Origin of the sequence: Corynebacterium sp. 51B (assembly GCF_008930785.1) — a bacterium.
GTDB lineage: Bacteria > Actinomycetota > Actinomycetes > Mycobacteriales > Mycobacteriaceae > Corynebacterium > Corynebacterium megadyptis.
Map to the genome: position 1 here is coordinate 416,520 of NZ_PQMK01000001.1, position 11,227 is coordinate 427,746.

Annotated in this window: 10 protein-coding genes, 1 pseudogene and 1 riboswitch; of the genes and pseudogenes, 6 read left to right on the top strand and 5 right to left on the bottom strand. The window is 64.5% G+C overall.

Translation table 11 applies throughout. The features are described from left to right. Window positions 1-2 precede the first annotated feature (2 nt). The 5 genes from GBB14_RS01855 to GBB14_RS01875 all read left to right on the top strand — a co-directional run bounded on the left by GBB14_RS01855 (window position 3) and on the right by GBB14_RS01875 (window position 3,828). The gene (locus GBB14_RS01855; RefSeq protein ID WP_151528522.1) at window positions 3-920 is read left to right on the top strand and encodes a DUF1648 domain-containing protein; all 918 of its coding nucleotides are present in this window, start codon (window positions 3-5) and stop codon (window positions 918-920) included. Between the two features lie 13 nt (window positions 921-933). After that, a riboswitch (TPP riboswitch) is annotated at window positions 934-1,039 on the top strand. Further along, window positions 1,031-1,684, top strand: a complete 654-nt coding sequence (locus GBB14_RS01860) for a thiamine phosphate synthase (RefSeq protein WP_151528521.1) — start codon at window positions 1,031-1,033, stop codon at window positions 1,682-1,684. It overlaps the preceding riboswitch by 9 nt. Then, window positions 1,677-2,810 (top strand): glycine oxidase ThiO, encoded by a 1,134-nt coding sequence (gene thiO, locus GBB14_RS01865; RefSeq protein WP_151528520.1) that lies wholly within the window; start codon window positions 1,677-1,679, stop codon window positions 2,808-2,810. Before GBB14_RS01860 ends, thiO begins: the two co-directional genes overlap by 8 nt. A 17-nt stretch (window positions 2,811-2,827) precedes the next feature. Further along, complete coding sequence (thiS, locus tag GBB14_RS01870; RefSeq protein ID WP_151528519.1) at window positions 2,828-3,037, top strand: sulfur carrier protein ThiS; 210 nt, start codon at window positions 2,828-2,830, stop codon at window positions 3,035-3,037. A gap of 5 nt (window positions 3,038-3,042) precedes the next feature. Further along, window positions 3,043-3,828, top strand: a complete 786-nt coding sequence (locus GBB14_RS01875; protein WP_151528518.1) for a thiazole synthase — start codon at window positions 3,043-3,045, stop codon at window positions 3,826-3,828. 22 nt (window positions 3,829-3,850) lie between these two features. On the opposite strand, the gene GBB14_RS01880 is transcribed toward GBB14_RS01875, so the two are convergent. Further along, window positions 3,851-6,151, bottom strand: a complete 2,301-nt coding sequence (locus GBB14_RS01880; RefSeq protein WP_151528517.1) for a Tex family protein — start codon at window positions 6,149-6,151, stop codon at window positions 3,851-3,853. A gap of 92 nt (window positions 6,152-6,243) precedes the next feature. Here GBB14_RS01880 and GBB14_RS01885 point away from each other — a divergent pair, with 92 nt between their 5' ends. Next, window positions 6,244-6,570 carry a hypothetical protein gene (locus GBB14_RS01885; RefSeq protein WP_151528516.1) on the top strand — a complete coding sequence of 109 codons (327 nt, stop codon included), beginning with the start codon at window positions 6,244-6,246 and terminating at the stop codon, window positions 6,568-6,570. Here the strand turns inward: GBB14_RS01885 and betT are convergent. The 4 genes and pseudogenes from betT to rpsP form a co-directional block, all read right to left on the bottom strand. Further along, window positions 6,567-8,743, bottom strand: a pseudogene (betT, locus tag GBB14_RS01890) (choline BCCT transporter BetT). The gene GBB14_RS01885 and the pseudogene betT overlap by 4 nt on opposite strands. Before the next feature lie 231 nt (window positions 8,744-8,974). Continuing rightward, a complete protein-coding gene (trmD, locus tag GBB14_RS01895) occupies window positions 8,975-9,802 on the bottom strand; it encodes a tRNA (guanosine(37)-N1)-methyltransferase TrmD (protein WP_151528515.1) in 828 nt (275 codons plus the stop codon). Continuing rightward, window positions 9,802-10,308, bottom strand: coding sequence for a ribosome maturation factor RimM (gene rimM, locus GBB14_RS01900; protein WP_151528514.1), 507 nt, complete (start codon window positions 10,306-10,308; stop codon window positions 9,802-9,804). Before rimM ends, trmD begins: the two co-directional genes overlap by 1 nt. A gap of 154 nt (window positions 10,309-10,462) precedes the next feature. Beyond that, on the bottom strand, window positions 10,463-10,942 hold the full coding sequence (rpsP, locus tag GBB14_RS01905; RefSeq protein ID WP_151528513.1) for a 30S ribosomal protein S16: 480 nt from the start codon (window positions 10,940-10,942) through the stop codon (window positions 10,463-10,465). Window positions 10,943-11,227: the final 285 nt, after the last annotated feature.

The following is an 11,227-nucleotide window of genomic DNA, read 5'->3' on the forward strand; positions in this document are numbered from 1 at the left end:
GCATGAGCTCCCAGCTGCCCCGTAGACCCTTCCTGATCGCCTATCTGCTGCTGCCGCTGGCAATTATGCTGCCGGGGCTGGCGTGGATTCTACTCGCGCTGCTGCCCGAGCTTCCCGCGACCATCGCCACGCACTGGGGCCTGACCGGCCCGCCCAATAACTTTGGTTCTCCACTGCCGCTGATTCTTATTCTGGCGGGGCTCTTCGGCCCCCTCGCCCTGCTCTTGGGCGGACTAGCGGTACGGCGGCGGGTGTGCGGCCTCGGCGGGGCGACGGTGCTGTCCTCTGGTTTTATGCTGGCGCTGCTCCTCGATGTCCTGCTGCCCCAACGCGGTCTCGATGAGACAGAGCTCGCGACGGTGCACCCGGCGTGGCTGCCGGGTGTGATCACGATGCTGCTCTCGGTGTTTCTCGCAGCACTACTCCGTGGCTGGGTGCGCCGCCAGACAATCGCGGCGCTGCACGTCGAGTCTGCGCCCCGTGTCTGGGAAGAAACCACCCGCCGCATCCCATGGGGAACACTCCTCCTCCTGCTTCTTTCCCTGCTGCTGGTGCTCATCTCCCCCGCCACCATGATCTTTGTCCTCGGGATCATCATCGCCACCGCGAGTCTCAGCAGCCGCACGCGCATCGAGCTTCACGACGCCGCCCTGATCCTCCGCTCCCCAGAACTCATGGTGTTTCCCTACTCGGAGATACACCACGTCGAGATTCTCGACCGCGTCGGTTTCTGGGATTACGGCGGCTATGGAATCAACCAGAATGGCTCCGATCTCTTCGTTATCCCCGGCCCCGGCAATGCGGTGCGCGTGCACCTGCAGCAGCAGCGCGCGACCATCGTGGTACCCGAGGGGCAGGCCGCAGAGATCGCCGCGGAGATCAACGCTCGTCTTAGCGAAACGAGCAACACGAGCGCCTAGAGCGCGTACACTAATCCCCATGCGCGGGTGCCTCATCGCCGCAGCGGCGAGAGGCTGAGAACACACCGCTAGAACCTGCTGTGGTTAGCACCGACGAAGGAAGCATGCATATGGGCGACACCGTTGATTATCGCTGTTATCTGGTCACCGCCGCCGACGATCCCGTGCGGGTCGTGGACACGGCGGTGCGCTGCGCTCGCGCCGGCGCGGGCGTCGTGCAAGTGCGCTCGAAGCCTATTTCTGCCCGCGATCTCTATCATCTTTCCTGCGCCGTGGCCCACGCTGTGCACGAGGTGGCACCGACAACGCGCACGCTCGTCGATGACCGCGTTGATGTGGCCCTAGCGGCCCGTGCCGCGGGCGCGCCGATTGCGGGAGTTCACCTCGGCCAAGACGATATCCCCGTCCGCGCCGCCCGCGCCCTGCTTGGCCCCGACGCCATCATCGGGCTGACCACCGGCACCCGCGAACTCGTCGCCGCCGCGAATGAGGTGGCCGATGTAATTGATTACATCGGCTGCGGGCCTTTTCGGCCCAGCCCCACCAAGGACTCCGGTCGCGCCCCCATTGGTCTTGCCGGTTATCCGGAGCTGGTAGAGCTCTCCACCCTGCCCGTGGTGGCCATCGGCGATGTCCAGCCCGGCGATGCCGCCGATCTTGGCGCCACCGGGGTGGCCGGCGTCGCGCTGGTGCGCGCCCTGCATCATGCTCCCGATCCCGGCGCGGCCGTGCAGCAGGTGCTGCGGGGGTTGAGCCATGTCTAAGGTGACGATCATTGGCGCCGGAATCGTGGGCCTGAGCACTGCTTTTAGTCTTGCGCGCCGCGGCCATCAGGTGCGGCTTTTCGATCCCTCCCCCGCCTCTGGGGCCACCCATTATGCGGGCGGGATGCTGGCCCCGGTGGCGGAGGTGCAGTACCGCCAAGAGGCTCTCTTTCCGCTCATGAAGGATGCGGCCCGGTATTGGCCGGAGCTCGTGGCGGAGCTTTCCGCGAACACCGAGCTGCCGCTGGGATTCGATGATGCCGGCACCCTAGTGGTGGCCGCCGATCACGCCGATGGCCAGCATGTAGAAGAGCTCGCGCTATATCAACACGCTTTCGAGATGCGCGCCGCTCGCATCACCACCCGCCAGGCCCGCAGCGAGGAGCCGGCGCTGAGCCCGCGCCTGACGGGCGCGGTGAGCATCCCCGGGGATTTTCAGATCTATCCTCGCGTCTGCGCCCGCGCCCTGCTTGATGCCTGTCGCACGCTCGGGGTGGAGCTTCATGCCGAGGCGGTGACTCATCTCGATGCCGCGGAGCGCGTGCAGGCTTTGCACACCAGCGCCGCCACCTATGCGGTGGAGGAAAACGAGCAGGTGATACTTGCCGCCGGGCTAGGCGTGGGGGAAATCACCGGCTGGGACAATCCGGTGCAGCTGCGCCCGGTCTACGGCGATATTCTGCGCGTGCGGGTGCCCGCTCACCTGCAGCCGCTGTGCACCAAGGTGATACGCGGCTTCGTGGAGGATCGCCCCGTCTACATCATTCCGCGCGCAGTGGATCAGACCATCGCTATTGGCGCGAGCACCCGCGAGGATCATCTGCAAGAGCCCAAGGTGGGGGCGGTCTATGATTTGCTTCGCGACGCCATCCGCATCATGCCCGGGCTCGAAGAATGTGAGCTCATCGAGGCAGCCACCGGCGCCCGGCCCGGCTCCCCGGATGATCTGCCCTATCTGGGCCGCGCCCGCATCGCCAATCTCATCGTCTCCACCGGCTATTTCCGGCACGGTATTTTGCTCAGCTCCTGGGCGGCGCGCCGCACGGTCGAGCTCGTAGAAGGCGGCGAGCCACAGGATCTCGAGCACTGCAATCCTTATCGTCACGAACGACCCAGCACGTTGTGAGGAGTACATCCACCCCTATGTTCACCCTGACCATCAATGATTCGCCCCAGCGTTTCTCCTCCACGATCACCGTGGCCGAGGTGGTGCGGCAGCACACCGGCTCCGCAGAGACCGCGGGTATCGCCGTGGCCGTGGACGCCACAGTGGTGCCGGCCGCGGAGTGGGCCGAGCATACGCTCACCGCCGATCACACCATTGATATCCTCACCGCCGCCCAAGGAGGCTAGTTTTTATGCTGCGTATTGGCGCACACGAGTTTTCCTCCCACCTCATCATGGGCACCGGCGGGGCCACCTCCCAGGACATCCTGGAGCAGGCGCTTCTCGCCTCCGGCACGCAGGTGACCACGGTGGCTATGCGACGCCACGCTGGGCGCACCAACACCAGCGGGGAGTCTATTTTCGAGCTGCTTTCCCGACTAGGGATCGCCACCTTGCCCAATACGGCTGGGTGTCGCACCGCCCGTGATGCCGTGCTCACCGCGCGCCTCGCCCGGGAGGCTCTGGGCACGGATCTGATCAAGGTGGAGGTGATCGCCGATGAGCACACCCTGCTGCCCGATGTAGTGGAAACCCTCGATGCCTGTGAGCAGCTCGTGCTCGATGACTTCACAGTGATGGCCTATACCTCGGACGATCCGGTGGTGGCCCAACGCTTAGAGGATGTAGGAGTGCATGCCGTGATGCCGCTCGGCTCCCCGATCGGCACGGGGCTAGGCATTGTCAATGAGCACAATCTCGAGCTGATCTGCTCCCGCGCCCAGGTGCCGGTGCTGCTCGATGCGGGGGTGGGCACGGCCTCGGATGCCGCCCGCGCCATGGAGCTGGGCTGCGCGGGGGTGCTCTTGGCCTCGGCGGTCAACCGTGCCCAGGATCCGGTGGCCATGGCCACCGCGATGAAACTCGCCGTGCAGGCGGGCGCCCATGCCCGCGCCGCAGGCCGAATCCCGCAGCGCCGCCACGCCCAGGCCTCCTCCTCGTTTGAGGGCTTGGCCAGCTGGGCGGACACCGTCCTCTAGGGCTGCGCGCAGCCCGCTACGCCTAGAACCCGGCGCGTTTGAGCGCCTCGGCCATGGAGCCGTGGTCGCTGCGACGCTGCGCGGAACCGGTGGAGCGGCGCTGCCCACCGCCCCGCCTGCCACCAGAGCGCCGCCGAGGCTTCGCGGCAGACCCGGATCCACCTGCAGCTGGGGTGGCTGGCTGCGAGGCGTCGTCGTCAAGCCGCAAGGACAGTGAGATGCGCTTGCGGTCTACATCGACATCCAGCACCTTCACCCGCACCACCTGTCCGGAGCGCACCACCTCGTGCGGGTCGGAGACATAACGATCAGCCATCGCCGAGACGTGGACTAGGCCGTCCTGGTGGACGCCCACATCCACGAAGGCACCAAAGGCCGCCACGTTAGTCACCGTGCCCTCGAGAACCATGCCGGGAGTGAGATCGCTGATTTTTTCCACGCCCTCCTTGAAGCGGGCGGTGGCGAACTCGGGGCGGGGATCGCGGCCGGGCTTGTCCAGCTCGGCGAGGATATCGCTCACCGTGGGCACACCGAAGCGATCATCCGCGAAATCGGCGGGTGCCAAACGGGAGAGCACGCGGCTATTGCCGATGAGCTCGCCAACGCTCAGGCCCGTGGACTCGGCCATGCGGCGCGCCACGGAATAGGCCTCGGGGTGCACCGCGGAGGCATCAAGGGGGTCGGTAGCCCCGTGGATGCGGAGAAAGCCCGCGGCCTGTTCGAAGGCCTTGGGGCCGAGCCGCGGCACCTTCTTCAGCTGTGCCCGAGAGCGGAAAGCGCCCTCTTGGTCGCGATAGTGCACGATATTCTGCGCCACCGTGGAGGAGATCCCGGCGACGCGCTCCAGCAGCGGCACCGAGGCGGTATTAACATCCACGCCCACGGCATTCACCGCGGCCTCGACGACTCCATCCAGGCTGCGGGCCAGCGCCACCTGGTTCACATCATGCTGGTATTGCCCCACGCCGATGGATTTCGGGTCGATCTTCACCAGCTCGGCCAGCGGGTCCTGCAGCCGGCGGGCGATCGAGACCGCCCCGCGCAGCGAAACATCCATCTCCGGAAATTCTGCGGCTGCTAATTCGGAGGCGGAATACACCGAGGCACCCGATTCGGACACCACCACCGGGGTGGGGCGCGTTCCGCCCGCCGCGGCGATCATGTCGGCGATCTCGTGGGCCAGCTTGTCGCTTTCGCGGGAGGCGGTGCCATTGCCCACCGCAATCAGCTCCACCCCATGCTCGGCGCACAGCCCGGCCAGCTCGGCGCGGGCGGCGTCCCAGCGGTTCTGCGGCTGGTGCGGGTAGACGATCGTGGTGGCGAGCACCGCCCCGGTGGCCGAGACCACCGCCACCTTCACGCCATTGCGGTAGCCCGGGTCCATCCCGAGCGTGGCCCGCTGCCCGGCCGGGGCGGCGAGCAGCACATCGCGCAGATTGGTGGAAAAGACCTCCAAGGCGCCCTTTTCGGCGATCTCCTTCAGCCGCATGCGCGCATCCAGCGAGGCCGAGACATAGAGCTTCGTGCGCCAGGCGAAACGCACCGCCTGCTTCAGCCACGCATTGTGGGCCACCGGGATATCCATGGCGGCGGCCACCATGGCCTCATAGTCGGCATCCTCGCCCGCCTCGATCGTGAGATTGAGAACACCCTCCTTCTCCCCGCGCAGCAACGCCAGGATGCGGTGGCTCGGCAGGCTGCTCAGCGGCTCGGAGAAGTCGAAGTAGTCCTTGTATTTCGCGCCCTCGCCTGCCGCGCCCTCCACGACGCTGGCGCTCATCACGCCCTGGCGAAAGACGCGCTCGCGCACCTCGCCCACCAGATCGGCGTTGAGGGCGCAGCGGTCGATGAGGATGGCGCGGGCACCGTCGAGGATCTCCTTCTCCCCGGGATAGTCCGCGCTGGCATAAGCGCTGGCATCGATCGGCTGGGTGGGCTCGGCCAGAATAGCGTCGAGAAGCGGCTCGATTCCGGCGGCCCGGGCCTTGTCGGCTTTGGTGGTGCGGCGCTTCTTATAGGGAAGATAGAGATCCTCCAAGCGCGCCTTGGTGTCCACGGCCTCGATCTGGTCCCGCAGCGCCTCGGTGAGTTTCCCCTGTTCCGCGATGGCTGCGAGCACGGTCTCTTTGCGCTCGGCGAGTTCCCGCAGATAGCTCAGCCGCTCGGCGAGCAGGCGCAGCTGAGAATCGTCGAGCCCCTCGGTCACCTCTTTGCGATAGCGGGCGATAAAGGGCACGGTATTGCCTTCATCTAAAAGCGCGATGGTGGCTTCTACCTGCCTGGGCTTCAGCCCCAGTTCTTCAGCGATAGTGCGAGCAATCATTCGCGCTAGTTTAGCAATCGCAACCGCCTGCGCGCGGCGCTGGTGGACCGGGACGAGAACGCGGGGTGAGACAGCCGCGCTGCCGAAGGGGCATGATAAAAGCTATGTACTACGCCGATCTGCACGTCTTCTGTACCCCTGATGTCCTGCGCGCCGCGAGCGAGCTCGTCCCCTCCCGCATCGCCGAGCTGGTCTCGCTGCACACCGAAGCCGTGTCCTTGTCCTGCGAGCCGGATAATATGCTGCTCAACGAAGCGGGCGGGCGGCCGGGCACCCTCTACCGCGTGGTGGTGCATGCCGCCGAGCCGCTGCGCACAGAGCAGGTGATGAGCTGTTTCGCCGAGGACACTCTGTGGTACGGCTCCAGCGGCACCGGGGAGATCGATCCGGGCGTGAGCGCGGCCTGCGCTTGGCGCTAGTGCTGGTCCTCCGCCGGCCACTGATCCACAAACGAGGCATTATCCGAGTGATCCGATCCACCGGGCAGATATTGCTGCATGTGCAAGAACTCGAGATGCCGGTCGTAGAGATCCAAGAGATTCGAGATCAGTTGCTGGCGGGTATAGCCATAGACGTCATAGCCCAGCGAGCCGCTCTGCGAGAACACTTCGAGCCGGTAGTAGACGGTCTCGGTGGTGTGGGCGAAGCCGGGGCTGAGCTCACGCACGGGATAGACCTGGTAGCGGAAGGACTTCTCCTCGGTACCGAAATCCACCAACAAGTCGAGCTGGTTGATCCCCGTTCCCTCTACTTCTGAGGTGGTCAGCAGCGCATCGATGCCCTGTTCCCGCATCTGGGTGGCCACTCGTCTTCGAGTGCGGGGCGGGCGATTGTGTCCACATACTCTTGGCTACGTTGCTGATCCGGCCAGGTAGACGCGCGTTGAATGCGGCTGCGCCAATCCTCCTCCGAGTTCCTGCCGGTGCGCGAGGAGATCGCCGAGTGTAGGGCCACCTTTCGGGACTGCTGCTCGAATACCTCGAGGCGCAAGGACTTGCTCAGGCCGAACATCAGGAGATACACCACGATGGCGAAGGGAATGCCCATGACGATCGTCGCGGATTGCAGCGCGGAAATGCCGTTGATCTGCAGCATCGTCACGGTCAAAAGCCCCACTACGGCCACCCAGAACACGCGCTGCCACTTGGTGCCATCCTGTTGGGAGTCGGTGACATGCGAGGCGAAATTACTCATCACCAGCGCCCCAGAGTCCGCGGAGGTGACGAAAAACAGCATGCCCACCACCAGCGATAGAGCCACCATGACGGAGCCGTACGGGAGGGCATCGAGAAGCACAAAAAAGCCCTGCTGCGGATTGTCGTTGGTGAGCAGGCCGAATTCCGTATCGCCGCCCATCACCCTATCGAGCGCGGTATTGCCGAAGATAGAGGCCCACAGCGCGGTGAAGGTGAAGGGCACAACCAGGGTGCCCACGATGAACTGGCGCAGCGTCCGGCCGCGGGAGATACGCGCCAAGAAGAGCCCCACAAAGGGCGCCCATGCCACCCACCATGCCCAGAAGAACAGGGTCCACGCTTGCATCCACTCCCCGGTCTGCGCGGGCGTCGTGGAATAGGCAAAGGAGCTAAACGTCCAGCTCGGGAGCTTGGTGAGGTAATCGCCGATGTTTTGCATCATGGCGTCGAAAAGAAAGGCCGTTTTGCCCGTGACCAACACATAGACCATGAGCAGCAGCGCCAGATACACGTTGATCTCGGAGATGCGCTTGATGCCCTTATCCACCCCGGCCACCGCCGAGACGGTCGCGGCGAGGATGGCCACGACCACCAGACCAATCTGGGCGGCGTGCCCCTCGGGGATGCCGAAGAGGAACTGCAGCCCGAAGTTCAGCTGCAACACGCCGATGCCGAGGGATGCGGCCACACCAAAGACCGTGCCGAGCATCGCGGCGATATCCACGGCGTCTCCAATCGGCCCGTGCACCCGCTTGCCCAGAATCGGATAGAGGGCAGAGCGAATCGCCAAAGGCATATTGAGCCGGTAGGCGTAGTAGCCGAAGGCCATGCCAAGCAGCGCGTAGAGCGCCCAGCCGGACATGCCGTAGTGGAAGAAGGTCCACACCACCGCATCGCGGGCAGCGGCCGCGGTTTCTCCCTCTCCCTCGGGCGGGCCGTAGTACTGGTTAATGGGTTCCGCCACGGAGTAGAACATCAATCCGATGCCGATACCGGCCGCAAAAAGCATCGCGGACCAGGAAAAGAGCGAGTACTGCGGCCGAGCATGATCCGGGCCAAGTTTGATGGACCCAGCCCGCGAGCAAGCGATGAACAGCATAAATATCAGGGCGGCCGCCACGGTGAGAATGAGGAACCAGCCGAAATTGGAGGTGATCCAGCCGGTGACGGTGTTCAGGGTGGATTCCGCGGAATCCTTGTTCACCAATCCCCAGATGGACACCAGGATCACACCGATACCGGAGGTGATGAACACCACCCAGTTCGGTTTCGGTGGCCGGCCGCCGCTATCAAAGGTGCCCGCCCTATAGGTGCCCACGATGGCGCGGCGATTCGTCGGTTCCTCGTGCGGCTGGGTGGTCTGCTTATAGGTCCTAGGGGTATTGCTCGAAGACATCTCGCAACTCTCGTTATCGATGGCGTTGATCTCGTGCACGCACACACCCGCACTGGGGCTGCGAGCCCCCTCCCCGCCTAGCGACGCAGGAGCACGCACCACCTCCGCGCGACGCCACAGAATTCTCTCTGGCGCGCCGCGCCCGCGAGCGTATGGCGAATAACAGTGTAGACCCCACCGCCGACATCAGGTTGAGAGGGCAATATTATCGTCGCAGCGCACCGGCGCATGTTAAGGATTCAGCTCGGCGAGAAATGCGCGATCAACGGCGCTAAGCTCCACGTGCTCGAGCAGATCAGGGCGACGCTCCGCGGTGCGCTGCAGCGCCTGCTCCCGCCGCCATCTCTCCACCCGGGCATGATCGCCGGAGAACAGCACCTCGGGAACATCGAGTCCCCGCCAACTCCGGGGCTTGGTGTAGCTCGGCCCCTCCAGCAGACCAGTGGAGAAGGAGTCATCCTCGTGGCTGTTCTTATTGCCCAGCACCCCGGGGATCAGTCGCACGATTGCCTCCGCCATCACGAGCACCGCTACTTCCCCACCGACCAGCACGTAATCACCGATGGAGACTTCTTCTACCCGATAGCGCTGGCGGGCATCCTCCACCACCCGCTGATCGATGCCTTCATAACGGCCGCAGGCAAACACGATATGCCTCTCCCTCGACCAGCGCTCAGCATCGGCTTGCTGAAAAGGCCGGCCTGCCGGGGTGGGCACGATGAGCAGGGGCCGCTGCTCCGCCACTGTCTCATAGTCCTGCTCCACCACGGCCGGCCCACGCACGTGCCGCTGGGCTGAACTGAGCAGTTCCACCTCGGCAGCGGGCCCGGTACCGGCGGCGACATCATCCAGCGCAGGCCCCCACACCTCTGGTTTCATCACCATGCCGGGGCCGCCGCCATAGGGGGAATCATCCACCGCCTTGTGGTTGCCGCTGGCCCACTGCCGCAGGTCGTGCACCCCGACCTGCACGATGTTGTGCTCAATCGCCTTGCCAATCAAGGCGTGGCGAAGCGGCTCCACATAGCCGGGGAAAATGCTGAGAACATCGAGACGCATCAGAGATCCAACAACCCTTCCGGCGGGGTCAGCGTGATGCTGCCGCTCTCCAGATCCACCTCGGGCACGATCGCCTCAACAAAGGGAACAAGGCTCTCGCCGCCGCTGCTGAGCCGAATATTCAGCAGGTTATGGGCCACACCGCGCTCGACGCTGAGCACCTCACCGATGTGTGCGCCATCGACGTAGACGCGCAGGCCTTCGAGCTCGTGATCGTAGAAGCCCTCGTCCTCGTCCTCCTCGCGGGGTTCGGCGACAAAGCGCATGCCGCGCAGGCTCTCGGCCGCGGTGCGATCGGCGATCTCTTTGAACTTCACCAGCAGCCGCCCCTTATGCACTCGTGCCGCGGCGATGGTGAGCTCAAGGGTTTTTCCAGTTTGCTGCCCCTCGAGCACCTCGCCGATGGCGAATCGTTCCTCGGGAACATCGGTGGTGGGGTCGATGATCACTTCTCCCTTAATGCCATGGGATTTGATCACGCGCCCAATCTGCAGCTTCTCATCCATGATTGTGTAGTTTAAAGCCCTTTCTGCCGTGGGTGAACTAGTGGCCAGCCGCGCCCCGCGCCAGGGCGGCTTACGCATGAGAAAACCGCACCACGCTTTCCCTGTGCACAATGTGCGGGGCGTGGTGCGGTTGGCGTCGATAAGCGCGCAGAGTTTACTCTGCAGCCTCCTCAGCCTCGGCCTCCTTGGCAGCCTCTTCCTCAGCCTTCTTCTTGGCCTCGGCCTCAGCGGCGTCCTTCTCTTCCTTAGCCTTGCGCTTCTTCTCGGTGATGGCCTCGGCGGTCGGGCCGTTATTGGCCTCGGAGAGAGCCTCGTTGAACAGCTCCAGCTTGGACTTCTTCTCCGGGGCAACCTTCAGGGTGCCCTCGGCGCCCTCGATGCCCTTGAACTTCTGCCAGTCGCCGGTGACCTTCAGCAGGGCGAGAACCGGCTCGGTCGGCTGGGCGCCCACGCCCAACCAGTACTGAGCACGCTCGGAATCGATGCGGATGACCGAGGGGTCCTCCTTGGGGTGGTAGATACCGATGTTCTCGATGACCTTGCCGTTGCGGCGGGTACGAGCATCAGCCACAACCACGCGGTACTGCGGGGTGCGGATCTTACCGATGCGGGCGAGCTTAATCTTGACAGCCATGTATGGCTCCTTTTCTTCTTGTCACTTAGGCAGTACAGACGCGCCTACACAGGTGGTGGGCGCCGGTTCAACCCTTGGATTTACCTGCGGGTGACACCATGGGGTCGCCAGGCGAGACGTACTCGGGGACTGGCAGTTACCGCAGACAACTCGAAGAATACTACCTGAGGCCCTCGACAGACACAACCCACGCTTAAGTACTGCTCCCCTCCATCCGCGGCCCCACAACGCTCGCGTCTTTTCGTCAAACGCGCCCGTGGTCGGTAGGCTAAACAGTCGATATCA

What these genes read in the sequence shown, in the direction of transcription:
- rpsP (WP_151528513.1), bottom strand. Translation starts at nt 10,942, where the DNA reads ATGGCTGTCAAGATTAAGCTCGCCCGCATCGGTAAGATCCGCACCCCG.
- GBB14_RS01885 (WP_151528516.1), top strand. Translation starts at nt 6,244, where the DNA reads ATGATAAAAGCTATGTACTACGCCGATCTGCACGTCTTCTGTACCCCT.
- GBB14_RS01875 (WP_151528518.1), top strand. Translation starts at nt 3,043, where the DNA reads ATGCTGCGTATTGGCGCACACGAGTTTTCCTCCCACCTCATCATGGGC.
- rimM (WP_151528514.1), bottom strand. Translation starts at nt 10,308, where the DNA reads ATGGATGAGAAGCTGCAGATTGGGCGCGTGATCAAATCCCATGGCATT.
- thiS (WP_151528519.1), top strand. Translation starts at nt 2,828, where the DNA reads ATGTTCACCCTGACCATCAATGATTCGCCCCAGCGTTTCTCCTCCACG.
- GBB14_RS01880 (WP_151528517.1), bottom strand. Translation starts at nt 6,151, where the DNA reads ATGATTGCTCGCACTATCGCTGAAGAACTGGGGCTGAAGCCCAGGCAG.
- trmD (WP_151528515.1), bottom strand. Translation starts at nt 9,802, where the DNA reads ATGCGTCTCGATGTTCTCAGCATTTTCCCCGGCTATGTGGAGCCGCTT.
- GBB14_RS01860 (WP_151528521.1), top strand. Translation starts at nt 1,031, where the DNA reads ATGGGCGACACCGTTGATTATCGCTGTTATCTGGTCACCGCCGCCGAC.
- thiO (WP_151528520.1), top strand. Translation starts at nt 1,677, where the DNA reads ATGTCTAAGGTGACGATCATTGGCGCCGGAATCGTGGGCCTGAGCACT.
- GBB14_RS01855 (WP_151528522.1), top strand. Translation starts at nt 3, where the DNA reads ATGAGCTCCCAGCTGCCCCGTAGACCCTTCCTGATCGCCTATCTGCTG.